Origin of the sequence: Streptomyces bohaiensis (assembly GCF_012033785.1) — a bacterium.
GTDB lineage: Bacteria > Actinomycetota > Actinomycetes > Streptomycetales > Streptomycetaceae > Streptomyces > Streptomyces bohaiensis.
The window spans coordinates 3,974-27,761 of the sequence record NZ_JAAVJC010000041.1 but is presented as its reverse complement, the minus strand read 5'-3'; the positions used below and the strand labels follow the sequence as shown (position 1 = coordinate 27,761).

The window sequence follows — 23,788 nt, the reverse complement described above, 5'->3', positions numbered from 1 at the left end:
GGCGGCAGCCGCGCGCCAGCCGCCGGTGCGCGGCACCGGCGGGACGACGGGAGGCGGGCAGGGCGGGCACGGCGGTCAGTGCCCCTGTCGGAGCGCGGGGTGGGCGCCGGCCGCCACCAGATCGGAGACGGCGGTGCGGGGGTCCTTGTGGCGCACCAGCGACTCCCCGACCAGAACGGCGTCGGCGCCCTGGTTGGCGTACGCGATGAGGTCGTGCGGGCCCCGCACGCCGGACTCGGCGACCTTGACGACGTGGGCGGGGATCAGCGGGGCGATCCGCTCGAAGGTGTCGCGGTCCACCTCCAGCGTCCGCAGGTCGCGGGCGTTGACGCCGATGATCCGTGCGCCGGCGTCCAGGGCGCGCTCGACCTCCTCCTCGTCGTGCACCTCGACCAGCGGCGTCAGGCCGATGGACTCGGCCCGCTCCACCAGCGAGACCAGCGCGGGCTGGTCCAGCGCGGCGACGATCAGCAGCACGAGGTCGGCCCCGGCGGCCCGGGCCTCCCACAGCTGGTAGGAGGTGACGACGAAGTCCTTGCGCAGCACCGGGATGTCGACCCGGGCACGCACCGCCTCCAGGTCCGCGAGGGAGCCGCCGAAGCGGCGCTCCTCGGTCAGGACGGAGATGACGGCCGCGCCGCCGGCCTCGTAGTCGGCGGCGAGCGCGGCGGGGTCGGCAATGGCGGAGAGCGCCCCCTTGGACGGGCTGGAGCGCTTGACCTCGCAGATCACCGAGACGCCCTCGCCGCGCAGGGCGGCGACGCCGTCGAGCGCCTCGGGCGCCCGGGCGGCCGCGGCCTTGAGCTCGTCGAGGCCGGTGCGCTCCTGACGCCCTGCGAGGTCGATCCGTACGCCCTCGATGATCTCGTCGAGCACACTCACGCGCGCGGCCCCTTCCTGGTGGGCGTCGGTTCCGGTAGCCCCCGGCCCGCAGCCCGTGGGGCGCGGTCGTCGGGGTCGGGTTCCGGCCGGTGGACGGCTCGGTCGGGCACTGCCGATGGTATAGGCCGCGCCGGGTGGTCGTGCCATCCGCCTCGCGCGCATCCCACATTACGGACAGTTCCGGCCCGGTCGGACCGCCCGGCGGGCCGGCCGAAGCGCCCGGTCGGGGGCTCGGCGGCGGATCACGGCACCAGCGCGGTGCCGAGCGGGGTGTTGCGGACCACCGTGAAGACCGCGGCCAGCGCCGCCGCCGCCCACAGGTGGCCGGAACGGACCGTCGGCTGCGGCGGGGGCGCACCGCGGACCGCGGCGACGAGCAACCGGAGGGCCCACCAGAGCCCGAGCGCGAAGGCCGCGAGCGCGAGGGCGTTCGCCCCGGCGGCGGCCACGAGGTCGCCGTGCGCGACGGCATGGGCGCTGCGGAGCCCGCCGCAGCCCGGGCAGTGCAGCCCGGTGAGGGCGAGCACGGGGCAGGCCGGGTAGTGGCCCGGCTCGCCCGGGTCGACCCGCCCCACATACGCGAACGCCGCCACCGCCAGGGCGAGAACACCCAGCGGGGCGGCGGTGCGGCGGAACACGGCGAGGGTCACGCCCCCACCGTCGGAGGGCGCCGGGCCCGGGGCAACCGGTGCGCGGCCGTCCGGGTGGGACGTGCCGCCCGGACGCGGGTGTCCGCTCGCGGGGGTTCCGGCTCGGTCCGTCAGCCGGCGGCGGCCTTCTCGCCGTCGTCGGCGCGGGCGGCGGCGGTCTGCTCCGCGGCCGGCTCGTCACCGCTCTGCTGTGCGGGGAGGGTCACCTCGGCGACCTCCTCCTCCTGCTTGCCCATGCCCATCGACCGCATGACCGCGCCGACGACACCGCCGAGTGCGACGACGACCAGACCCGCGATCACTCCGAGGGGCTGGGCCATCGTCAGGAAGACGCCGCTGACGGTGAAGCCGAGCAGGGCGATGGTGACGCCGGCCCAGGCGGCCGGGGTGTTTCCGTGGTCGTGGCCGTTCGCCATGACAGCTCCTTGTCGATCCGAAGGCTGGGGCGGCGGCTGCGCAGGGCGCTCCTCGCGCCCGCCCGTCCCGCGAACCATTGTGGCAGGTGGCCCCACCCGCTCCGGCAGGGGCTCTGGTCCCGCTCGGCGCGGGGTCGAAAGTCCGTCAGCCCCGCCCGGTACGGGGCGCGGAGCAGCCGGGGGCGCACGGTGTGACCGGCGTCACGACCTGGCCGGGTGAGCCATGGGGCCCGCGGGTGACGCCGGTCACGACGTCCCGGCACGCGGGCGACGGGTCGGGGGGAGTGACGACGGGGTGGCCGGCACGGCGGTCAGGTGGGGTCCTCGCCCCGGTCGAGCGCCTTCCACATCTCCTCCGGACGCTCCTCGCCCTCGGCGGCCCCGTCCTGCCGGCCACGGCGACCGCCGCGCTCCCGGCGGGGGCCGGAACGTTCGTAGCGGCCGGACATGGCGGGCCAGCGACCGCCGTAGGCGAGGGCGACGACCCCGGCGGTGAGCAGCAGCAGCCCGCCGACGGCGCAGACCCAGGGCCAGGCCGTGTGCGAGACGCCGGTGACGGCGACCTGGGTCAGCCCGGTGGCCTCCGCGGCGGCGCTCTCCAGCGCAGCGGTGTCGGCCGCCCCGACCAGCGCGGTCGCGGTGGCGGCCGCGCCGCTGAGCGCGAGGACGGCCGAGACGACGCGGCGCCCGGCGCGGCGGACCGCGAACACGGCCACCAGGGCGGCGAGGCCGACCAGGGCGAGGGCGCTGGGCAGCCCCGAGACGGCGTTGCCGGAGGCGTCGACGGCGAGGGTGCCGCCGGCCGCGGCCGCGCTCCCCTCGGCCCACGTCTGGCCGGAGGAGACGAGCACGACGGCGGCGCCGGCGGCGCCCGAGGCCAGGGTCAGGGCCAGGGCGCGCCGCGGGGCGCGGGTGTCACGGGTACCGGGCTCGGAGTTCACCCGTCCACGCTACCGCGCAGCCTGCGGGCGGCACCCACGGCCCGCAGCACCGCCGCGGCCTTGTTGCGGCACTCGGCGTCCTCGGCGGCGGGGTCGGAGTCGGCGACCACCCCCGCGCCGGCCTGGACGTGCGCGACCCCGTCCCGCAGCACGGCGGTGCGGATGGCGATGGCGGTGTCGGCGTTCCCGGCGAAGTCGAGGTACCCGACGCAGCCGCCGTAGACGCCGCGGCGGGTCGGTTCGAGCCGCTCGATGATGCGCAGCGCGCTGGGCTTGGGCGCGCCGGAGAGGGTGCCCGCCGGGAAGCAGGCGGTCAGCGCGTCGAAAGCGGTGCGGCCGGGGCCGAGCCGGCCGGTGACGGTGGAGACGATGTGCATCACGTGGCTGTAGCGCTCGACGGTCATGAAGTCGACCACTTCGACGCTGCCCGGGGCGCAGACCCGCCCCAGGTCGTTGCGGCCGAGGTCGACCAGCATCAGGTGCTCGGCGCGTTCCTTGGCGTCGGCGAGGAGTTCCTCGCCGAGGGCGGCGTCCTCGGCGGGCGTGGCGCCGCGGGGGCGGGTTCCGGCGATGGGGTGCAGCTCGGCCAGGCCGTCCGCCACCTTCACCAGCGCCTCGGGGCTGGACCCGACGATGTCGTAGCCGCCGCCGGGGGCGTCCCAGGGGCCGTCGTCCGCGGTGGCGGCGGGGTCCGGCAGCCGCAACAGGTACATGTAGGGGCTGGGGTTGGTGGTGCGCAGCACCCGGTAGACGTCCAGCGCGTCCGCGGGGCAGGCGGTGCTGAACCGCTGGGAGGGCACCACCTGGAAGGCGTCGCCGGCGCGGATGTGCTCCTTGACGGTCTCGACCGCCGCGCGGAACGCGCCGCCGCCCCACTCCTCGGTGTACGCGGGGAGTTCGGACGCGGGCAGTTCGACGGCCTCGCCCCGGACCGGCTCGGCGAGGTCGGCGGTCATGCTGTCCAGTCGCGTCACGGCGTCCGCCCATGCCTCGTCGACGCCGGTGTCCAGGCCGTTGTGGTTGACGGCGTTGGCGATCAGCAGGACCGTGCCGTCGCGGTGGTCGAGCACCGCGAGGTCGGTGGCGAGCAGCATGGTGAGTTCGGGGACGCCGAGGGTGTCGGCGGTGTCGTCGCCGATGTCCTCCAGGCGGCGCACCGCGTCGTAGCCGATGTGTCCGACCATGCCCCCGGTGAACGGCGGGAGTCCGGGGTCGGGCGGGGTGTGGAGCGCCTCGACCGTGCCGCGGAGCGCGGCGAGCGGGTCGCCGGTGGTGGGGACGCCGACCGGCGGGGTGCCGAGCCAGTGGGCCCGGCCGTCGCGCACGGTGAGGGCGGCGGCGCTGCGGACACCGACGAACGAGTACCGGGACCAGGTGCGGCCCACCTCGGCCGATTCCAGCAGGAAGGTGCCCGGACGGCCGCCGGCCAGCTTGCGGTACAGGCCCACGGGGGTGTCGCCGTCGGCGAGGAGGCGGCGGGTGACCGGGATGACCCGGCGCTCCTTGGCCAGGGCGCGGAAGGTGGCGAGGTCCGGTTCCCGGGAGGTGGTCGTCATGGCGCCCGACCCTACTGCGCCGCGAGCGGGAGATCGCCCGCGTCGAAACAGGTGCGGTCACCGGTGTGGCAGGCCGGGCCCGTCTGGTCCACGCGCAGCAGCAGGGTGTCGCCGTCGCAGTCGAGGGCGACGGAGTGCACCCGCTGGGTGTGGCCGGAGGTCTCCCCCTTGACCCAGTAGGACTGTCGGCTGCGGCTCCAGTAGGTGCCGCGTCCGGTGGCGAGGGTGCGGCGCAGCGCCTCGTCGTCCATCCAGGCCAGCATCAGCACCTCGCCGGTGTCGTACTGCTGGGCGATGGCGGGCACGAGGCCGTCGGCGTTGCGACGCAGGCGGGCGGCGACGGCGGGGTCGAGGCGGGGGGCTCCGGGCTGCTCATCGGGCATGGCGCCATTGTCCCCCGTGGACGGCGGTGGCGCGGCGGTGTCCGGCGACTGGTACCGGGCGCGGGCCGGGAGCCGGGGCCCGGGCGCCGCGGGACCGCCGGAACCGGGCGGAAGGCGGCCGAATCGCCGCGCGCCCCGGCCCGGCGTCCGCGGCTCGGGGGCGTGCCGCGCCTACGCTGGCTCCATGTCTACGCATGCCCATCGTGAACGTCTGCTGCTGGCCGATCTGTTGGAGTCCGCCGGGCCCGAGGCCCCGACGCTGTGCGAGGGATGGCGGACCCGCGACCTCGCCGCCCACCTGGTGGTGCGGGAGAACCGGCTGGACGCGGCCGGGGGCACGGTGATCAAGCCGCTCGCCCAGCGGCTGGACCGCGTCCAGGCCGAGTTCGCCGCCAAGCCGTACGAGGAACTGGTCCAGTCGGTGCGCACCGGCCCCGGCAAGTGGTCGCCGTTCCGCCTCAAGCAGGTGGACGAGGGCGCCAACCTCGTGGAGTTCTTCGTCCACGGCGAGGACGTCCGCCGCGCCGGTGCCGGCTGGGAGCCCCGCGAGCTGGACGCCCGCTTCCAGGACGCGCTGTGGCGGCGGCTGGAGTCGAGCGCGAAGCTGGTGGCGCGGCGGTGCCCGGTCGGGCTGGTGCTGCGGCGGGCCAACGGCCAGACGGTGGTGGCGCGCAAGGGGGTGCCGGTGGTGACGGTCACCGGGGAGCCCTCGGAGCTGGTGCTGTTCGCCTGGGGGCGGCAGCGGGTGGCGCAGGTGACGACCGAGGGCGAGGAGAGCGCGGTGACCGCGGTCTCCTCGGCCTCGCTGGGTCTGACCTGACCTGAGGGCCCGGCCGCGTCGCTCCCGGCGGGGGCGGCGCGGCGGCGGCCCGGGTGACGCGGTCGGCACGGCCCCCGGGGCGGCCCGCCGCATCAGCCGGCCGCCCCCGAGAACGCGTACAGCAGGACGAACAGCTGACACCCCACCAGGAACGCCCGGAACAACGGCTCCGTGGTGCGGGAGCGGGTCACCAGGGCGTACACGCCCAGTGCGGCGGACAGCAGCGCGGCCCCGTACACGTCCGGCCCGGGCGCCGGGCGGGAGGTGTACTTGTCCAGGCCGACCGCGAGGGCCTGCAGGCAGACGACCGGCACCAGGAGCAGCCCGACCAGGGCCGCGACCCGCGCCCAGCGGTGGACGGCGGGCAGGTCGGCCGCCCCGGTCGCGGATTCGCTTCTCTCGTTCATGCCCGGAGTCAACACCGAGCCGGGCGGCGTGCGCATGAGTACGGGAGCCCACGGGGTACTCAACCCGGGCGGGGTGCGACAGCGCGGCCCGGCCCCGTCCCTGCCTTCGCGCGCCCGGGCCGTCGCCGTGCCGGACGCGTCCACCACCCCGTCCCCCGCCACCGTCACCGTCACCGGCGAGGCGGCACCGGCGCCCGCGGGGAGACGCGGGGCCGGTGCGGGGGTCGCTACGCCGCCGGTGCGCCGCGGCGGACCGGGTGGCCCGCCTCGTGCAGCGCGTCCTTGACCTCACCGATGCGCAGCTCGCCGAAGTGGAAGACCGAGGCGGCGAGCACCGCGTCGGCCCCCGCGCCGACCGCCGGGGCGAAGTCGGCGAGCCGCCCGGCGCCGCCGGAGGCGATGACGGGGATCGTGACCTCGGCGCGGACCGCCCGGATCATCTCCAGGTCGTAGCCGTCCTTGGTGCCGTCGGCGTCCATCGAGTTGAGCAGGATCTCCCCCGCGCCCAGCTCCGCGGCGCGCGCCGCCCACTCGACGGCGTCGATACCGGCGGAGCGGCGCCCGCCGTGCGTCGTCACCTCGAACCGGCCCTCCGGGGTGCGGCGGGCGTCGACCGACAGCACCAGCACCTGGCGGCCGAACCGGTCCGCGATCTCCGCGATCAGCTCGGGCCGGGCGATCGCTGCGGTGTTGACGCCGACCTTGTCGGCGCCGGCACGCAGCAGTCGGTCCACGTCCTCGGTGGTGCGGACGCCGCCGCCGACGGTCAGCGGGATGAACACCTGTTCGGCGGTGCGGCGCACCACCTCGTAGGTGGTCTCCCGGTCGCCGGACGAGGCGGTGATGTCGAGGAAGGTCAGCTCGTCCGCGCCCTCGGCGTCGTACGCCTTGGCCAGTTCGACCGGGTCGCCCGCGTCGCGGAGCGACTGGAAGCGGACGCCCTTGACGACGCGTCCGGCGTCCACGTCCAGGCAGGGGATCACCCGCACGGCCAGGCTCATCGGTCCTCCCCCGGCGCCGGCAGCGCATCGGCGGCGTCGGCGGCCGTCTCCTCGGCGCGCGGCGAGTGCGGGACGGCGTCCCGGTGGGCCTCGACCTCGACCTCGACGACGAGGCGCGGGTCGACGAGGCCGGCGACCACGACCAGGCTGGCGGCGGGCCGCGCGTGACCGAGGATCTCGCGGTGGGCGCGGCCGACGTCCTCGACGTCGCGCGCATGGGTCAGGTACATCCGGGTGCGCACGACGTGCCCGGAGTCCAGACCGAGTTCCGCCAGCGCGGAGAGCGCCGCTCCGAAGGCGTCGACGGCTTGGTCGTACGGGCCGCCGTCGGCGACCCCGCCGTCGACCGCGGCGGTGCAGCCGGAGACCAGCACGCGGCCGTCGGGGAGCTCCACCGCGCGGCAGTGGCCGAACTCGTCCTCCCAGCCGGACGCGGAGAAGACGCGGCGGGTGGTGGCCTCGCTCACTCGGCCACCGCCGCCAGGGCCTCTTCCAGCGTGAAGGCCCCGGCGTACAGGGCCTTGCCGACAATGGCGCCCTCGACGCCCTCGCCGACCAGACCGGACAGCGCGCGCAGGTCGTCCAGCGAGGAGACCCCGCCCGAGGCCACCACGGGGCGCTCGGTCGCCGCGCAGACGGTGCGCAGCAGCTCCAGGTTGGGGCCCTGGAGGGTGCCGTCCTTGTTGATGTCGGTGACGACGTAGCGGGCGCAGCCCTCGGAGTCGAGCCGGGCGAGCGTCTCGTAGAGGTCGCCGCCGTCGCGGGTCCAGCCGCGGCCGCGGAGCGTCGTGCCGCGCACGTCCAGCCCGACGGCGATGCGGTCGCCGTGCTCCGCAATGACCCCGGCTACCCACTCGGGGGACTCCAGGGCCGCGGTGCCGAGGTTGACGCGGGTGCAGCCGGTGGCCAGCGCCGCGGCGAGGGTGTCGTCGTCCCGGATGCCGCCGGAGAGTTCGACGCGGATGTCCATGGCCGCGACGACCTCGCGGATGCGGTCCCGGTTGTCGCCGGTGCCGAACGCCGCGTCGAGGTCGACCAGGTGGAGCCACTGAGCGCCGGAGGACTGCCAGGTCAGGGCGGCCTCCAGCGGGGAACCGTAGGAGGTCTCGGTGCCGGACTCGCCGTGCACCAGCCGGACCGCCTGCCCGTCGCGGACGTCCACGGCGGGGAGAAGTTCGAGCTTGGGGAGGTCAGCGGTGACGTGGCTCAGCACGTCGGGCGTCACGTGGGACATCTCAGAGCGTCTCGATCCAGTTGGTCAGCAGCCGGGCTCCGGCGTCGCCGGACTTCTCGGGGTGGAACTGGGTGGCCCAGAGCGGGCCGTTCTCCACGGCGGCGACGAACGGCTCGCCGTGGGTGGTCCAACTCACCAGGGGTGCGGCTATCCGCGGGTTGGTGACCTCCAGCTGCCAGCTGTGGGCGGCGTAGGAGTGGACGAAGTAGAAGCGCTCGTCGTCGGGGACGCCGGCGAACAGCCGCGAGCCCTCGGGCCGCTCCACGGTGTTCCACCCCATGTGCGGGACGGTCTCCGCCCGCAGCCGGTCCACCGCGCCGGGCCACTCGGCGAGCCCCTCGGCGCGCTCGCCCTGCTCGATGCCCTCGTCGAAGAGGACCTGCATGCCGACGCAGATGCCGAGCACCGGTCGGCCGCCCGAGAGCCGCCGCTCGACGACCCAGTCGCCGCGGGCGGCGCGCAGCCCCCGCATGCAGGCGGCGAAGGCGCCGACGCCGGGGACGAGCAGCCCGTCGGCCTTCATGGCCGCGTCGTAGTCACCGGTGATCTCCACCCGGGCGCCGGCGCGCTCCAGGGCGCGCTGCGCGGAGCGGACGTTGCCGAAGCCGTAGTCGAAGACGACCACGTCGGGGGTGCGGGAAGCGGTCACTGCCACACCTCCAGGCGGAGCACGCCGGCCACCAGGCAGAGCGCGGCGGCGCCGGCGAGCAGCACCACCACGCCCGTCGGCAGCCCCTGCTTGCGGAAGGAGTAGGCGCCGCCCCCGAGGAACAGCCCCGCGGCGATCAGCAGCGTGGAGGCCGTCGTCACAGGGCGCCCTTCGTCGAGGGGATGCCGGTCTGGCGGGGGTCGATCTCGCTGGCGTACCGCAGCGCGCGGGCCAGCGCCTTGAACTGGCACTCCACGATGTGGTGGGCGTTGCGGCCGTACGGAACGTGGACGTGCAGCGCGACCTGGGCCTGCGCGACGAACGACTCCAGGATGTGGCGCGTCATCGTGGTGTCGTAGTCGGGGCCGATCATCTGCGCCATGTTCTCCGGCTCGGTGTGCACCAGGTAGGGGCGCCCGGAGAGGTCGACGGTGACGTTGGCGAGCGACTCGTCCAGCGGGACCGAGGCGGCGGCGAACCGCACGATGCCGCGCTTGTCCCCCAGCGCCTGCCGGAAGGCGGCGCCGAGCGCGAGCGCGGTGTCCTCGATGGTGTGGTGGCTGTCGATGTGGAGGTCGCCGTCGGTCTTCACCGTGAGGTCGAACAGCCCGTGGCGGCCGAGCTGGTCGAGCATGTGGTCGTAGAACCCGACGCCGGTGGTCACGTCGGTCCTGCCGGTGCCGTCGAGGTCGATCTCGACGGAGACGGATGTCTCCTTGGTGGTGCGCTCCACCCGGCCGGTGCGGCTCATCGGTCGTACTCCTTCATCACTGCGCGTACCGCGTCCAGGAACGCGTCGTTCTCCTCGGGAGTGCCCGCGGTCACCCGCAGGCGGCCCGGTACGCCGTTGTCGCGGACCAGCACCCCGTGCTCCAGCAGCCGGCGCCAGACCTCGGCCGCCCCGCCCGGGCCGTCGAAGGTCCCGAACTGGACGAAGTTGGCGTCGGAGTCGGTGACCTCGCAGCCGGCGGCGCGCAGCTCGGTCACCAGGCGGTCGCGTTCGGCCCGGAGCCGCTCGACGTACCGCAGCAGGGTATCGGTGTGCTCCAGCGCCGCCAGCGCGGTGGCCTGGGTGACGGCGGAGAGGTGGTACGGCAGGCGCACCAGCTGCATGGCGTCCACCACCGCGGGGTGGGCGGCGAGGTACCCGAGCCGCAGCCCGGCGGCGCCGAACGCCTTGGACATGGTGCGGGAGACGACCAGGTGCGGGCGGCCCTCGATCAGCGGCAGCAGGGAGCTGCCGTGCGAGAACTCGACGTACGCCTCGTCCACGACGACCAGCGTCGGTCGCATCGCCTGGGCGGCGTCGTGGACGGCAAGCACCGTCTCGGCGGGGACGGCCGTGCCGGTGGGGTTGTTGGGGGTGCAGACGAACACCACGTCGGGGCGGTGCTCCTCGACGGCGCGCCGCGCGGTGGCGGCGTCCAGCGCGAAGTCGGCGCCGCGGCCGGCGGCGACCCACGCGGTGCCGGTGGAGCGGGCGATCAGCCCGTGCATCGAGTACGACGGCTCGAAGCCGAGGGCGGTGCGGCCCGGGCCGCCGAACGCCTGGAGCAGCTGCTGGAGCACCTCGTTGGAACCGTTGGCAGCCCAGACACCCGCGGTGGCGACCGGGTGGCCGGTGGTCTCGGTGAGGTACCGGGCCAACGCGCCGCGCAGCTCCAGGGCGTCGCGGTCGGGGTAGCGGTTGAGGCCGCGCGCGGCCTCGGTGACGCGTTCCGCGATCCGGGCGACCAGCGCCTCGGGCAGCGGGTAGGGGTTCTCGTTGGTGTTGAGCCGGACGGGCACGTCCAGCTGCGGGGCGCCGTAGGGCGACTTCCCACGCAGTTCGGGGCGGACCGGGAGGTCGTCGACGGTCGGCTCGACGCCGGGGGCGGTCACGGGGCTCCCACCCCCGACGGTCCGGTGGGGGCGGTCTCGGGGACGGTCCAGCCGAACCGCGCCTTGAGCGCGGCGCCGTGCGCCGGGAGGTCCTCGGCCTCGGCCAGGGCCACGACGTGGCCGGTGACCTCGGCGAGGGCGTCACGGCTGTAGTCCACGACGTGGATGCCGCGCAGGAAGGACTGCACGGACAGCCCGGACGAGTGGCAGGCGCAGCCGCCGGTGGGCAGCACGTGGTTGGAGCCGGCGCAGTAGTCGCCCAGCGAGACCGGGGAGTGCGCGCCGACGAAGACGGCGCCGGCGTTGCGGACCCGGGCGGCGACGGCGGGCGCGTCGGCGGTGAGGATCTCCAGGTGCTCGGCGGCATAGGCGTCGACGACGGCCAGGCCGTCGTCGACCGAGTCCACCAGCACGATGCCGGACTGGCGGCCGGTGAGCGCCTCGGTGATCCGCTCGCGGTGGCGGGTGCGGCCGACCTGCTCGGTGACCTCGGTGGTCACAGCGGCGGCCAGCGCCTCGGAGTCGGTGACCAGCACCGCGGCGGCGAGGACGTCGTGCTCGGCCTGGCTGATCAGGTCGGCGGCGACGTGTGCCGGGTCGGCGGTGGCGTCGGCGAGGATCGCGATCTCGGTGGGCCCGGCCTCGGCGTCGATGCCGATGCGGCCCTTCAGCAGGCGCTTGGCCGCCGCGACCCAGATGTTGCCGGGGCCGGTGACCAGGGAGACGGGCTCGCACTCGTCGGCGCCGTAGGCGAACATCGCGATCGCCTGCGCGCCGCCGGCCGCGTGGATCTCCTCGACGCCGAGCAGGGCGCACGCGGCGAGGATGGTGGGGTGCGGCAGCCCGCCGAAGGCCGCCTGCGGCGGGGAGGCGACGGCGAGCGAGGCCACGCCCGCCTCCTGCGCCGGGACGACGTTCATCACGACCGACGAGGGGTACACCGCGTTGCCGCCGGGGACGTACAGCCCGACCCGGTCGACCGGCACCCACCGCTCGGTGACGGTGCCGCCGGGGACGACCTGGGTGGTCACGTCGGTGCGGCGCTGCGCGCGGTGCACGATGCGCGCACGGCGGATGGACTCCTCCAGGGCGGCGCGCACCGCGGGGTCGAGGTCGCGGAGCGCCTGCTGGGCCGCGCCCTCGGGCACGCGGACGCGGTCGATCTCGACGCCGTCGAACCGGCGGGCGTAGTCGATCAGCGCGGCGTCGCCCCTATGGCGGACGTCCTCGCACACCGGCCGCACCTGGTCCAGGGCGGCGGCGACGTCGAGTTCGGCGCGGGGCAGCAGCGTGCGGTCGATCCCGCCGCCGGAGGCGACGGAACCGCGCAGATCGAGGAGGTTCAGCACCCCTCCAGTCTCGCAGACCCGTTCCGCGCCCCGGCCGCTCATCCCACTGTGTGATACGTGCGGTGTGCGCCCGGCGCCGGTGGGTGCGGCGATAGGGTGGCCCGCTGTGACCACCACGCAGCTGCCGCTCTTCCCACTCAACACCGTGCTGTACCCGGGCCTGGTGCTGCCGCTGAACGTCTTCGAGGACCGGTACCGGGCGCTCATGGCGGATCTGGCGGCCGTCCCGGACGAGGACGACCGGGCCTTCGGCGTGATCGCCATCCGGGAGGGCCACGAGGTGGCCCCGACGGCGCTGGGGCTGCCGGACGGCGAGCCGCTGCCCGCCGGTCCCGGCGCCGGGTTCGCGGACGACCCGATGGCCTCCTTCCACGAGGTCGGGTGTGTCGCGGACGCCTCGACCATCCGGGAGCGCCCCGACGGCTCGGGGTACGAGGTGGTGGCGACGGGCACCACGCGGTTCCGGCTGCGGTCGGTGACGGCGGGCGAGCAGTACCTCACCGGCGAGGTCGAACTGCTGGAGGAGGAGGAGGGCGAGGGCGCGGCGCCGCTGGCGCAGGGCGTGCTCCGGGCCTTCCGCGCCTACCAGCGGGAGCTGGCGACCGCGATGGAGCGGACGCTGGCCGGGGAGCAGGAGCTGCCCGACGAGCCGTCGGTGGTCTCCTATCTGGTCGCCGCGGCGACGCTGCTCTCCACGGCGGAGAAGCAGGAACTGCTCCAGGCGCCGGACACCGCGGAGCGGCTGGCCAGGGAGCTGAAGCTGCTGCGGCGGGAGACGACGCTGATCGGGAAGCTGCCGTCGGTGCCGGGCGCCGACTTCACGCAGCGGCCGACCTACCTGAACTGAACTGAGGCGCCGGGCCGGCGGACGGCGGCGCCGGCCGGGCCGCCGCGCCGTGGACGACGGAGCCGGGAGCGGGACGACGGAGCCGGGAGCGGGACGAGGAGCGGGCGGATGGGACGCGGCAGGAGGACGGCCGGGGGCGGCACCCCGGCGACGGTGGCGGCGAGCGCGGCGGGGGTGGCGTACACGCTGCACGCCTATGCGCACGACCCGGCGGCACCCTCCTACGGCGAGGAGGCGGCCCACGCGCTGGGCACCTCGCCGGAGCGGGTCTTCAAGACCCTGGTGGCGGAGGTGGACGGCCGGCTGACGGTCGGCGTGGTGCCGGTCGCCGGGTCGCTGGGACTGAAGGCGCTGGCCGCCGCGGTCGGCGGCAAGCGGGCGGTGATGGCGGACCCGGCGGCGGCCGAGCGGTCCAGCGGGTACGTCCGCGGCGGGATCTCCCCGCTGGGGCAGCGCCGCCCGCTCCCGACGGTGGTGGATGTCTCGGCGGCCGAGCTGCCGACCGTCTTCGTCTCGGCCGGCCGCCGGGGGCTGGAGATCGAGCTGGCGCCGGCGGAGCTGGTGCGGCTGACCGGGGCGGTGCTGGCGCCGATCGCGGCGCCCTGACGCCGGCGGCATCCCCGATGGGATGAACCCCGGGGCCGCCGGCGCCCACGGCGGCACCCGGCCGGGTGAACCGGTGGCGAAGCCTGCGCGCCACGCGCCCCCGGAGGTGGGCGGCGGACGGTGGGCCCGGGGCGGCACCGCTCCGCGCCAGGACGGCTACGGGCGGGCGTGGGCGCCGAGGCGCGGCTGCGGGTCGCGCGGGCCCCAGGCGGCGAAACACGCGGCGTGGCCGGCGAGCGCCCCGAACGGCAGGCCGAGCAGCGCCGTCCAGGCGGTCAGCTCGCGCGGCGCGTCGATCACGCCGCCGGGTTCCAGCTCCCGGCCGCGTTCGACGATCTCGGAGCGGGGCGGCTCCAGCAGGATGCCGAGCCGCCAGGCGAGGAGTGCGCCGAGCGCCGACCCCACCGCCAGCCCGAGGACGAGCGGGACACCGCCGCGTCGGCGCAGCAGCTGCGTGACGACGCCGAGGACGACGCCGACGCCGATCCCGGCGAGGAGGAAGGTCCCGTCGGCGGCGACTGCCCCCTCGCCCTCGCTGTTGCGGGGGAAGAGCGCCTCGCCGTTGGAGACCAGGGCGACGCTGGGCGCCAGCCAGTACCAGAGCAGCCCCACCGCGGCCCCGCCGACGAGCGCGCTCCCGACGAGGACGAGCAGGGCGTCCCGCAGGTCGGCGCGGAGGCCGGGCCCCGCCTTCGGCGGCGGCCCGGTCTCGGGGAGCGGGGCGGACCAGGGGTCGTGGGCGGCTCGACCCGGCTGGGGACCCGGGTCGCCCGGCGCGGGCTGCGGTTGGTTCACCCGGCCAATCCTGCCAGCAGGGTCCACCAGTTCGGAGCCTGGTACGTCTGTTCGGGGCAACGGTCGGCGGCAGGCGACAGCGGCGGGCCGTCCGATCAGCGGCCGGCGGCCCGGCGGTAGGCCCAGGTCGCCAGCGCGAGGGCCACTGCCCCCGCTGCGGCGCAGACCGCGAGGTTGGCGGTGACCGAGCCCCAGTCGGCGTCGGGGCCGAGGACCTGTGCCAGCGCCTCGACGCCGTAGGTCGAGGGCAGCAGGTCGCGCAGCCAGGTGATCGGTTCCGGCATGCGGGAGGCGGGGAGCACCCCCAGCAGCAGGGCGGCGGACATGCCCAGCTGCCCGCAGAGCGTCGCCAGCTCCGCGCGGGGCGCCAGCAGGCCGACGGCGGCGCCCAGACCGGCCAGCGCGGCACCCGCCAGCGGGACCACGGCCAGCAGCAGCCACAGCCCGCTCAGCGGCAGCCCGTACATCAGGCAGCCGGCGACGGCGGTGACGGTCACGCCCGGCAGGGTGAACGAGGCGTACGCGGCGGCGGTGCCCAGGGCCACGGCGGCGCCGGGCACCGGCAGCGTGGCGTAGAAGTCGAGGCCGCCCTCGGCCCGCAGCCGCCCGAAGTACTGCGCCAGCAGGTTCAGGGCGACGAACGCGACCACCAGCACGCTGGAACCCGCGACGACGGCGCGCGCCTCGTCACCGGGGCCGGCGTCCACCACGCCCCGCATCAGGATCATGATGCCGACGGACTGGAAGGTGGCGACGAAGAGCAGCGGGATGCGGGCGACCCGCGCCCGGGAGAGCTGCGAGCGGTAGACCGCGGCGAGCGAGGGCCACAGCCGGGCCTGCGGAGCGAGCGGGGCCGGCGTCGTCGCCCCCGGCCGCTCGGGCGCGGGGAGGGTGGCCGTCATGCCTTGACCAGCCCCTCGCCCCGGCCGCCCAGCGCCAGGTACACGTCCTCCAGGCTGGGGGTGGCCAGGGTGAAGTCGTCGAGGGCGCCGAAGGCGGGGCCGGCCGTCACGGTGGTGACCACCGCGCGGGCACGTTCGGGGGGAAGGCGCAGCGTCCAGCGCCGGCCGGAGACGCGGGCGTCCTCGCGCAGCCGCGCCAGGGCGGGGTCGGCGGCGGGTGGCGGCTCCCGCCAGACCAGGTCCAGCCGGACCTCGTCGCCGACCAGGGACTTCAGGCCACCGGGGGTGTCGCAGGCGATGACCCGTCCCCCGTCGAGGACGGCGACGCGGTCCAGCACCGTCTCCGCCTCGATCACGTTGTGGGTGACCAGCACGACGGTGGTGCCCTGTTCGGCGCGGCGCCGGTCGATCGCGGACCACACCGCGCGGCGGGCGACCGGGTCCATTCCGCTGGTGGGCTCGTCCAGCACGAGGACCGGGCGTTCACCGGTCAGCGTGGCGGCCACCGCGGCGAGGCGGCGCTCGCCGCCGGAGAGCCGCTTGAGCGGCCGGGCGGCGAGGGCGGCGAGCCCGAGTTCGTCGAGGGTGTCGCGTGCGGCGCGGCGGGCGTCGGCGGCCTCCAGGCCGCGGAGCCGGCCGGCGGTCTCGGCGGCGAGGGAGACGGTCAGCTCGTCGATGGCGGTGGCGTCCTGGCCGAGGTAGGCCAGCAGCCGCGGCGCGCGGCGCGGGTACCGGACGAGATCGTGGCCGAGGAGGGAGACCGAGCCCTCGTCGGGGCGCAGCAGGCCGGTGAGTTGCCGGACCAGGGTCGTCTTGCCGGCGCCGTTGGGGCCGAGCAGTCCGAAGATCTCACCCCGGTGGACGTCGAGCGCGATCCCGTCGCTGGCGCGGACGGCGGGCTGGTCCCCGGAGCGTCCCCGTGCACGGCGGCCGGGATAGGTCTTCGTCAGGCCGCGCACCGCCAGTGCGGTGACCGGTCCGGCCGCTGCGTCGTCGGGCGGGCACCCGGCCTCGACCATGTTCACACCGGTCTGTGCAGGAAAGGGGGACACCGGACCAGGGTACGGTGCGCCCTTCGCCCCCTCGGTCACGGGGCCTCGCCGTCGGCTCCGAGCGCCCCGTCCCGCCTGCCGCGCCGCGGGCTCAGGCCGGATCGGAGCCCGCCTTGGTGCGCGCGTCGATCTCGCGCCAGAACCCGCCGCGGATGTCGTAGCGGTCCTTCTCGTCGATCTGGTCGTCCTTGTGGGTGAGGAGGCCGAACCGGGCGGCGTAGCGCAGCAGTTCCCCGTCGATACGGTGCGGGATGCGGGGGTAGACGGCGGCGATGGTGCGCAGCGGGGCGGTGGCGCCGAGCCGGTCGGCCCAGCGGCGGGCGAAGACCTGCCCGACCTCGGTCGGGTCGCCGCTGACGGCGGTGATGTCCTCCTCCCGGTCGGCCCAGCGCTGCTCGGCGGAGGTCAGCTGGGAGAGCATCGGCAGCCCCGCGACCTCCGGCGCCTCGCTGTTCCCCCGCTCGACCCACCCCCGGTCGGACGACCACCGCACCACGGCGGAGGCCGGCTGCGCGGGCGGGCGGCCCAGCGAGGCGAGGTCCTTGGGGGTGGGGACGCCGCTGCGCTGCTGGTCCTCCTCGCAGACCGGCTCCTTCACGGGCTCCTCGGCCGCCGGGGCGGGGGCGCTGCCGTTCTCGGTGGTCGCCGGCTGGTCGCCCGCGGGCTCGGGCAGCGGCGCGGAGAGGATGGCCGCGATCTCCGGGCGGGGCGTGGTGGGGGTCAGGCCGAGGGCGTCACGCAGTCGCACCGCCCGGGTGATCCAGGCGCGGTCCAGGACGCGGCGCTCGTCCGCCTCGGCGACGAGATCCTCGGACTGGTTGTAGTCGCCGTCGGCCGCCTGGACGGCCCAGAGGTGGACCGCGACGCCGTGCTCCTTGGCGGAGACCAGCCCGGGCAGCAGGTCGCCGTCGCCGGTGACCAGCACGATGTCGGCGCAGGCCCGGTTGCGGGCCAGTTCGGTGAGCTCGGCATGCATGGCGGCGTCGACGCCCTTCTGCGCCCACCGGCCGTCGCTCCGGGTCAGCGCTCCGAGCCGCACGGTGACGCGGGGCATGACGCGCAACCGGCGGTGCTCGGGCTGCGGTACGCGGTCGGGGGCGCCGTCGAACCAGTAGATGCGCAGGAGTTCGCAGCCGGTCTCCTCCTTGGCGCGCTCGCGCAGCGCGGAGATCAGCGCGGTGTGGTCGACGGAGATGCGGGCCCGGGCGGGGTCACCGGCCAGGAGGCTGGCTGCTGCGCCCAACAGGTAACCGGCGTCGACCAGAACGACACAACGGTCCACGGCGCACCCCTTCCACGTGTTCATCGGGCGTTTCCCTGAGTCTGCCCGACGGTGCGCCGCTTACCGGTCCCAACTCGATCTTCGGCGTGGCGAATGCGCGTCCTGCCCGAAATGCGAGGTTGCTGGTGACGTGCGAGGCTGAGCCTCCCGGAGTCGTACCGGGGGTGCATGGGACCTCACAGGAGGCGAACCCGATGGCCAGGAGCAAGACCAAGGACCGCAAACAGCCCTCCGGCGGCCGGACCGCGGCGGCCGCCACCGAGAAGCAGGCCGCGACCACGCCGGAGGGCGGGTCGATGGGCGAGCACGGCTCGCCCCGGAAGAAGCAGCGCCGCTTCGGTCACAACTGACCGGAGTCCGTGGCGGGTCGGTCACCCGCGCATGTCACCGCCGCCCGGCCCGAGCCGGGCGGCGGTGACATGCGGGCGGGGCGGCGGAGGGCGGCCCCGCCGCGGCGGGGTCGGGGTTCAGCCCGCCAGGCAGGACGGGCCGAGCAGCGCCTTGAGGTCGCCGAAGAGCGCGGGACCCGGGTCGACCCGGTGGCGGTCCAGCCGCAGCACGGTGGTGTCGCGGTGTCCCTGGAGCCGTACCCGCACCTCGGTGCCACCGCGGTGCTGGCCGAGGACCTCGCCCAACTGCTGCACCAGGGGCGGCGTGATCTTCACCGTCGGGATGGTCAGCGTGACCGGGGCGTTGGCCGACGCCTCGGAGAGGTCGGGCACCGCCAGCTCCATCGCGACGATCCGGGGCACGTCTTCCCGCTTGTCCAGGCGGCCCTTGACGAAGACCACCGCGTCCTCGACCAGCTGGGTCGAGACCAGCTGGTAGCTGGCGGGGAAGAACATGCAGTCGATGGTGCCCGCGAGGTCCTCGACGGTGGCGATGGCCCACGCGTTGCCCTGCTTGGTCATCTTCCGCTGGAGCCCGGAGATGATGCCGCCGACGGTCACGACCGAGCCGTCGGAGTGCTCGCCCGCGGTGAGCTGGGCGATGGCGACGTCCGCCTTGTCGCGCAGGACGTGCTCCAGACCGAAGAGCGGGTGGTCGGAGACGTAGAGGCCGAGCATCTCCCGCTCCTGGGCGAGGAGGTAGGTCTTCTCCCACTCCTCGTCGGTGAACTCGACGTCCATGCCGAAGCCGGGGCCCTCGTCCGCGTCGTCACCGCCCATGGCGCCGAAGAGGTCGAACTGCCCCTCGGCCTCCTTGCGCTTGACCTGCACCACGTTGTCGATCATGGTCTCGAAGTGCGCGGTGAGCCCCTTGCGGGTGTGGCCCATCTCGTCGAACGCGCCGGCCTTGATCAGCGACTCGGTGGTCCGCTTGTTGCAGACCACCGCCTCGACCTTGTCGAGGTAGTCGGGGAACGAGGAGAACTTCCCCTTGGCCTTCCGGCTGCGGATGATCGACTCGACCACGTTGGCGCCGACGTTGCGGACGGCGGTGAGTCCGAAGACGATCGTGTCGTCACCGCGCGGCGTGAAGTTGGCATCGGACTCGTTGACGTCCGGCGGGAGCACCTTGATGCCCATCTTGCGGCACTCGTTGAGGTAGACCGCGGACTTGTCCTTGTCGTCGCGGACCGAGGTCAGCAGACCCGACATGTACTCGGCCGGGTAGTTGGCCTTGAGGTAGGCGGTCCAGTAGGTGATGAGGCCGTACGCCGAGGAGTGCGCCTTGTTGAACGCGTAGCCGGCGAACGGGACCAGCACGTCCCAGACGGCCTTGATCGCCTCGTCGGAGTAGCCCTTCTCCCGCGCGCCCCGCTGGAAGTTGACGAACTCCTTCTCCAGCACCTCGGGCTTCTTCTTGCCCATGGCGCGCCGCAGCAGGTCGGCCTGGCCGAGGGAGTAGCCCGCCAGCACCTGAGCGGCCTTCTGCACCTGCTCCTGGTAGACGATGAGGCCGTGGGTGATGTCCAGGACCTCCTTGAGCGGCTCCTCCAGCTCGGGGTGGATCGGGGTGACGTCCTGCTGGCCGTTCTTGCGCAGCGCGTAGTTGATGTGCGAGTTCATGCCCATCGGGCCCGGCCGGTACAGGGCCGAGACGGCGGAGATGTCCTCGAAGTTATCGGGCTTCATCATCCGCAGCAGCGACCGCATCGGTCCGCCGTCGAACTGGAAGACGCCCAAGGTGTCGCCGCGCTGGAGCAGTTCGTACGTCTTGGGGTCGTCGAGCGGGACGTCGAGGAGCGTGATCTTCACGCCCTTGTTCTTCTCGATCGCCTTGACGGCGTCGTCCATGATCGTCAGGTTGCGCAGGCCGAGGAAGTCCATCTTCAGCAGGCCCAGCGACTCGCAGCTGGGGTAGTCCCACTGGGTGACGACCACGCCGTCGTTCTTCGGTGAGAACACCGGGACGTGGTCGATCAGCGCCTCGCTGGACATGATGACGCCGGCGGCGTGCACGCCCATCTGCCGGACCAGGCCCTCGATGCCGCGCGCCGCGTCGATCACCTTGGTGACGTCGGGCTCGTTCTCGTACATGGACCGGATCTCGCCGGCCTCGGAGTACCGCGGGTGGTCCTTGTCGGTGATGCCCGACAGCGGCAGGCCCTTGCCCAGGACGTCCGGCGGCATCGCCTTGGTGATGCGGTCCCCCACCGCGTAGGGGTAGCCCAGCACGCGGGCGGAGTCCTTGATGGCGTTCTTCGCCTTGATGGTGCCGTAGGTGCCGATCATGGCGACCTTGTCGGCGCCGTACTTCTCGGTCACGTACCGGATGACCTCGCCGCGCCGACGCTCGTCGAAGTCGATGTCGACATCGGGCATGGAGACACGCTCGGGGTTGAGGAACCGCTCGAAGATCAGGCCGTGCTCGATCGGGTCGAGGTCGGTGATGCCCATGGCGTAGGAGACGATCGAGCCGGCCGCCGAGCCCCGCCCCGGGCCGACCGCGATGCCCGCGTTCTTCGCCCACATGATGAAGTCCGCGACCACGAGGAAGTAGCCGGGGAACCCCATCTCGATGATGACGCCCATCTCGTAGGCGGCCAGCCGCTGGCGGTCCTCCGGCACGCCGTTCGGGAAGCGCCGCTCCATGCCGCGCTTGACCTCCTCCTGGAACCAGGAGACCTCGTCGTACCCCTCGGGCACGTCGAAGCGCGGCATCAGGTTCCGGGGCTTGAACATGCCCTCGGTGTCGACGCGCTCGGCGATCAGCAGGTGGCTGTTGCGGCAGCCCTCCTGCCAGGCGTCCGAGTTGTCGATCGCGTACATCTCGGCGGCGGACTTCAGGTAGTAGCCGGAGCCGTCGAAGCTGAAGCGGTTGGGGTCGGAGAGGTTCGACCCGGTCTGGATGCACAGCAGGGTGTCGTGGGCGGCCGACTCGTGCTCGTAGGTGTAGTGCGAGTCGTTGGTGACCACGAACGGCGCGCCGATCTTGCGCGCGATCTCCTCCAGGCCGGCGCGGGCACGCCGGTCGATGTCGATGTTGTGGTCCATCAGTTCGACGAAGAAGTTCTCGCGGCCGAAGATGTCCTGGTACTCGCCGGCGGCCTTCACCGCCTCGTCCATCTGCCCCAGCCGGATGCGGGTGGAGATCTCCCCGGAGGGGCAGCCGGTGGTGGCCATCAGCCCCTCGGCGTACTCCGCCAGCAGCTCGCGGTCCATCCGCGGCTTGCGGAAGAAGCCCTCCAGCGAGGCGCGGGACTGCGCGCGGAACAGGTTGTGGAGCCCCTCGCGGTTCCGCGCCCACATCGTCATGTGGGTGTAGGCGCCGGCACCGGCGACGTCGTCGCCCTTCTGGTGGGGGGCGCCCCACTTCACCGGGCGGGTGTAGCGCCGCGACTCCGGCGCCAGGTACGCCTCGATCCCCACGATCGGGGTGACGCCGGCGTCCTGCGCCTTGTGGAAGAAGTCGTAGGCACCGTGCAGGTTGCCGTGGTCCGTCATGGCGATGTGGCTCATGCCCATCTCCTGACAGGCGTTGAACATGTCCTTCAACCGCGCGGCACCGTCCAGCAGCGAGTACTGGGTGTGGACGTGCAGATGTGTGAACGGATCGCTCACCAGGGAAACCTTCCGACGATCACCGACGACGTACCGGGGTACCGAGGCCGGCGGAGCGCGCGGCGGGGCGTGGTCGGGCCGGGCGCGTGGGCGCGCGCCCTGTCGGCCGTGACGGCGGACGGACCCCGGGTCCGGGCTCCGACCCTACCGCCGCTCCGGCCGGGACCGCCTCCCACCACGCACTCGTAACGGTGACGCGTCACCGCAGGTCAGCGACGGATGACCGGGAAAGAGCGAGGTCAGCGGCGGCGGACGTGCGCAGGGTCACGACGGCGGACTGTGCCGTGCGGCCGCGACATGGCAGACTCACCCCACGATGGGCTTCTCCGGAGCAGGTACACGCGCGGTACGCGCCGCGGTCTTCACCGCGCTGTGCGTCACGCTGTCCGCCGGTGCCCATGTGCTGTTCACCGGGAAGCCGCTGCCGCTCCCGGTGGTCGCCGCGGTCAGTGCGGCGATCTTCGTGATCGCCTTCCTGCTGGCGGCGCGCGAGCGCCGGTTCGGGCACATCGCCGCCCTGCTGCTGCCGGCCCAACTGGCCGCCGACGCGGTCTTCACCACCGGGCAGGCCGCCTGCTACAGCTCCGCTCCCCCGACGCTGCCGGTACGGCTGATCGGGGTCGACCTGATCTGCGCGGGCGGGGACCTCGGTACCCCGCTGGCCCGGCTGCTGAGCGGCAGCGAGACGGCGGTGGACCCGGCGGCGCCCTGGCTGTTGCTGGGGGCTCACCTGTGCGTGGGACTGGTCGCGGCCGGCTGGCTGCGCGGCGGCGAGCGGGCGCTGGCCCGCGTGCTCCGTGCCGCGGCGGCCGCCGGTTTCCGCCCGCTGCGGCTGGTGGCCGCGGTCCGCACCGTCGGGCGACGGCCCGAGACCACGGTGGTGCGGCCCGCTCCGGCGCCGCGGCGCCCGGCCCCCGGCCCCCTGCTGAGCCACTCCGTCCTGCGACGCGGTCCGCCGTCAGCGGTCGTCCTCGCGGCCTGACGCCCCGGCCTCCCGGGTCGTCGTCCCACGGCCATCGCCGCCCGCGCCGCACCCCCGCGCGGCGCCCCGCGGCGACTCCCCCACGTATTCGACGGATTCAGACGGAGACCACCAAGCATGAGCAAGCGGAACACGCAGGAAGCCAAGCGCGCCGCCCGTGAGCGGCTGCGCGCCGAACGGGAGAAGGAAGCCCGCAAGGAGAAGACCAAGCGGCAGCTCATCGTCGGCGCCGTGGCCATCGGCGTGCTGGCGATCGCCGGCTTCGCCGGCATGGCCATCGCCAACATGGGCGGCAGCGGCAGCGCCACCGACTGGGCCGCCGTGGAGCGGCAGATCGCCGGGGAGCCGGAGGAGGGCGACACCGCCTACGAGGACGCCGCCCCCGCCAACGCCTCCGGTGACGACGGCCTGACGGTCCTGGTCGGCGACGAGAACGCCCCGCACACGGTGTCGTTCTACGAGGAGCCGCGCTGCGGCGGCTGCGCCGCCTTCGAGCAGCGCATGGGCCAGGACATCAAGCAGTCGATCGCCGACGGCGAGTACAACGGCGACTTCACCTTCGGCGCCTTCTTCGACGACAACCCGCAGGCCGGCGGCAACGGTTCGAAGAACGCCATCGCCGCGATGGGCGCCGCGCTGAACGTCAGCGACGAGGCCTTCCTCGGCTATGTCGACGCGCTGTACTCGACCGAGTACCACACCAGCGCCAACGGCATGCGCGACTTCGACGAGGACGACAAGCTGGTCGACATCGGCCGCTCCGTCCCGGAGCTGGACGCCGACTTCGAGCAGTTCGAGTCGGACATCCGCAACTCCACCTTCGCGGTCTGGGCGGCGCAGATGGCCGAGAAGTTCACCAACTCGGGCGTCGAGTCGACCCCGACCATCATGGTCGACGGCGAGACCATCACCACCCCGGAGACCCCGGAGGCGCTGCGCGCCGCCCTGGAGACCTCCGCCGCCGAGGGCCGCGGCAACAGCGCCGACGGTGACTCCGCGGACGAGAACCCGGACGCGGACGCCGACGCCGATGCCGACGCGGACGCCGATGCCGACGCCGAGGAGAACGAGGACGGCGAGTCGCAGGACTGACCGTGCAGCACTCCTCGCACCGGCGCCGCGGGCGGTGGGCCTTCGAGCCCGCCG

The 23,788-nt window shown here is 74.4% G+C and carries 26 protein-coding genes; 6 read left to right on the top strand and 20 right to left on the bottom strand.

The genetic code is table 11. The features are described 5' to 3' along the window. Window positions 1–75: 75 nt before the first annotated feature. From trpC to hisI, 6 genes are all read right to left on the bottom strand, one after another. A complete protein-coding gene (trpC, locus tag HCN52_RS07890) occupies window positions 76–882 on the bottom strand; it encodes an indole-3-glycerol phosphate synthase TrpC (RefSeq protein ID WP_168087649.1) in 807 nt (268 codons plus the stop codon). 242 nt (window positions 883–1,124) lie between these two features. Beyond that, window positions 1,125–1,532: a DUF2752 domain-containing protein gene (locus tag HCN52_RS07885; RefSeq protein ID WP_168087648.1), complete on the bottom strand. Its 408-nt coding sequence runs from the start codon at window positions 1,530–1,532 to the stop codon at window positions 1,125–1,127. Between the two features lie 110 nt (window positions 1,533–1,642). Further along, a complete protein-coding gene (locus HCN52_RS07880; RefSeq protein WP_168087647.1) occupies window positions 1,643–1,948 on the bottom strand; it encodes an HGxxPAAW family protein in 306 nt (101 codons plus the stop codon). A 311-nt stretch (window positions 1,949–2,259) separates the two neighbouring features. Further along, the gene (locus HCN52_RS07875; protein WP_168087646.1) at window positions 2,260–2,889 is read right to left on the bottom strand and encodes a TIGR02234 family membrane protein; all 630 of its coding nucleotides are present in this window, start codon (window positions 2,887–2,889) and stop codon (window positions 2,260–2,262) included. Beyond that, window positions 2,886–4,445, bottom strand: coding sequence for an anthranilate synthase component I (locus tag HCN52_RS07870; RefSeq protein WP_168087645.1), 1,560 nt, complete (start codon window positions 4,443–4,445; stop codon window positions 2,886–2,888). Before HCN52_RS07870 ends, HCN52_RS07875 begins: the two co-directional genes overlap by 4 nt. An 11-nt stretch (window positions 4,446–4,456) precedes the next feature. Next, window positions 4,457–4,828, bottom strand: a complete 372-nt coding sequence (gene hisI, locus HCN52_RS07865; RefSeq protein WP_168087644.1) for a phosphoribosyl-AMP cyclohydrolase — start codon at window positions 4,826–4,828, stop codon at window positions 4,457–4,459. Window positions 4,829–5,012: 184 nt separating this feature from the next. Here hisI and HCN52_RS07860 point away from each other — a divergent pair, with 184 nt between their 5' ends. Continuing rightward, window positions 5,013–5,648: a TIGR03085 family metal-binding protein gene (locus tag HCN52_RS07860; RefSeq protein ID WP_168087643.1), complete on the top strand. Its 636-nt coding sequence runs from the start codon at window positions 5,013–5,015 to the stop codon at window positions 5,646–5,648. A 92-nt stretch (window positions 5,649–5,740) separates the two neighbouring features. Here the strand turns inward: HCN52_RS07860 and HCN52_RS07855 are convergent, their stop codons facing one another. From HCN52_RS07855 to hisD, 9 genes are all read right to left on the bottom strand, one after another. Beyond that, window positions 5,741–6,055 (bottom strand): hypothetical protein, encoded by a 315-nt coding sequence (locus HCN52_RS07855; protein WP_168087642.1) that lies wholly within the window; start codon window positions 6,053–6,055, stop codon window positions 5,741–5,743. 227 nt (window positions 6,056–6,282) lie between these two features. Continuing rightward, on the bottom strand, window positions 6,283–7,056 hold the full coding sequence (gene hisF, locus HCN52_RS07850) for an imidazole glycerol phosphate synthase subunit HisF (RefSeq protein ID WP_168087641.1): 774 nt from the start codon (window positions 7,054–7,056) through the stop codon (window positions 6,283–6,285). Further along, the gene (locus HCN52_RS07845) at window positions 7,053–7,523 is read right to left on the bottom strand and encodes a Rid family hydrolase (protein WP_168087640.1); all 471 of its coding nucleotides are present in this window, start codon (window positions 7,521–7,523) and stop codon (window positions 7,053–7,055) included. Before HCN52_RS07845 ends, hisF begins: the two co-directional genes overlap by 4 nt. Continuing rightward, complete coding sequence (gene priA / locus HCN52_RS07840) at window positions 7,520–8,290, bottom strand: bifunctional 1-(5-phosphoribosyl)-5-((5-phosphoribosylamino)methylideneamino)imidazole-4-carboxamide isomerase/phosphoribosylanthranilate isomerase PriA (protein ID WP_168087639.1); 771 nt, start codon at window positions 8,288–8,290, stop codon at window positions 7,520–7,522. Before priA ends, HCN52_RS07845 begins: the two co-directional genes overlap by 4 nt. Before the next feature lies 1 nt (window position 8,291). Next, window positions 8,292–8,939 carry an imidazole glycerol phosphate synthase subunit HisH gene (gene hisH / locus HCN52_RS07835; protein ID WP_168087638.1) on the bottom strand — a complete coding sequence of 216 codons (648 nt, stop codon included), beginning with the start codon at window positions 8,937–8,939 and terminating at the stop codon, window positions 8,292–8,294. After that, window positions 8,936–9,100 (bottom strand): CG2302 family histidine operon protein, encoded by a 165-nt coding sequence (locus HCN52_RS07830; RefSeq protein ID WP_167971083.1) that lies wholly within the window; start codon window positions 9,098–9,100, stop codon window positions 8,936–8,938. Before HCN52_RS07830 ends, hisH begins: the two co-directional genes overlap by 4 nt. Next, window positions 9,097–9,690 (bottom strand): imidazoleglycerol-phosphate dehydratase HisB, encoded by a 594-nt coding sequence (hisB, locus tag HCN52_RS07825; protein WP_168087637.1) that lies wholly within the window; start codon window positions 9,688–9,690, stop codon window positions 9,097–9,099. Before hisB ends, HCN52_RS07830 begins: the two co-directional genes overlap by 4 nt. Beyond that, window positions 9,687–10,820 (bottom strand): histidinol-phosphate transaminase, encoded by a 1,134-nt coding sequence (locus HCN52_RS07820; protein WP_168087636.1) that lies wholly within the window; start codon window positions 10,818–10,820, stop codon window positions 9,687–9,689. Before HCN52_RS07820 ends, hisB begins: the two co-directional genes overlap by 4 nt. Beyond that, on the bottom strand, window positions 10,817–12,169 hold the full coding sequence (hisD, locus tag HCN52_RS07815) for a histidinol dehydrogenase (RefSeq protein WP_168087635.1): 1,353 nt from the start codon (window positions 12,167–12,169) through the stop codon (window positions 10,817–10,819). The genes HCN52_RS07820 and hisD overlap by 4 nt, the downstream gene beginning before the upstream one ends. Window positions 12,170–12,275: 106 nt before the next feature. On the opposite strand from hisD, the gene HCN52_RS07810 reads away from it, so the two are divergent. Then, window positions 12,276–13,016: an LON peptidase substrate-binding domain-containing protein gene (locus HCN52_RS07810; protein ID WP_168087634.1), complete on the top strand. Its 741-nt coding sequence runs from the start codon at window positions 12,276–12,278 to the stop codon at window positions 13,014–13,016. 108 nt (window positions 13,017–13,124) lie between these two features. Then, the gene (gene ybaK / locus HCN52_RS07805) at window positions 13,125–13,622 is read left to right on the top strand and encodes a Cys-tRNA(Pro) deacylase (RefSeq protein ID WP_168087633.1); all 498 of its coding nucleotides are present in this window, start codon (window positions 13,125–13,127) and stop codon (window positions 13,620–13,622) included. 156 nt (window positions 13,623–13,778) lie between these two features. On the opposite strand, the gene HCN52_RS07800 is transcribed toward ybaK, so the two are convergent. The 4 genes from HCN52_RS07800 to HCN52_RS07785 form a co-directional block, all read right to left on the bottom strand. Beyond that, entirely contained in the window at window positions 13,779–14,417 is a 639-nt protein-coding gene (locus HCN52_RS07800) for an ABC transporter permease (RefSeq protein WP_168087632.1), read from the bottom strand. Between the two features lie 95 nt (window positions 14,418–14,512). Next, window positions 14,513–15,319, bottom strand: coding sequence for an ABC transporter permease (locus HCN52_RS07795; RefSeq protein WP_168087631.1), 807 nt, complete (start codon window positions 15,317–15,319; stop codon window positions 14,513–14,515). Beyond that, the gene (locus HCN52_RS07790) at window positions 15,316–16,338 is read right to left on the bottom strand and encodes an ABC transporter ATP-binding protein (RefSeq protein WP_168087652.1); all 1,023 of its coding nucleotides are present in this window, start codon (window positions 16,336–16,338) and stop codon (window positions 15,316–15,318) included. Before HCN52_RS07790 ends, HCN52_RS07795 begins: the two co-directional genes overlap by 4 nt. Window positions 16,339–16,462: 124 nt before the next feature. Beyond that, complete coding sequence (locus HCN52_RS07785) at window positions 16,463–17,653, bottom strand: NYN domain-containing protein (protein WP_168087651.1); 1,191 nt, start codon at window positions 17,651–17,653, stop codon at window positions 16,463–16,465. Between the two features lie 194 nt (window positions 17,654–17,847). On the opposite strand from HCN52_RS07785, the gene HCN52_RS07780 reads away from it, so the two are divergent. Further along, a complete protein-coding gene (locus HCN52_RS07780) occupies window positions 17,848–18,003 on the top strand; it encodes a hypothetical protein (protein WP_168087630.1) in 156 nt (51 codons plus the stop codon). A gap of 117 nt (window positions 18,004–18,120) precedes the next feature. On the opposite strand, the gene dnaE is transcribed toward HCN52_RS07780, so the two are convergent. Then, window positions 18,121–21,663, bottom strand: coding sequence for a DNA polymerase III subunit alpha (gene dnaE, locus HCN52_RS07775; protein WP_168087650.1), 3,543 nt, complete (start codon window positions 21,661–21,663; stop codon window positions 18,121–18,123). Window positions 21,664–21,976: 313 nt separating this feature from the next. Here dnaE and HCN52_RS07770 point away from each other — a divergent pair, with 313 nt between their 5' ends. Both HCN52_RS07770 and HCN52_RS07765 read left to right on the top strand, forming a co-directional pair. Then, window positions 21,977–22,642, top strand: a complete 666-nt coding sequence (locus tag HCN52_RS07770) for a hypothetical protein (protein WP_168087629.1) — start codon at window positions 21,977–21,979, stop codon at window positions 22,640–22,642. Window positions 22,643–22,759: 117 nt separating this feature from the next. Then, complete coding sequence (locus HCN52_RS07765) at window positions 22,760–23,734, top strand: thioredoxin domain-containing protein (protein WP_168087628.1); 975 nt, start codon at window positions 22,760–22,762, stop codon at window positions 23,732–23,734. Window positions 23,735–23,788: the final 54 nt, after the last annotated feature.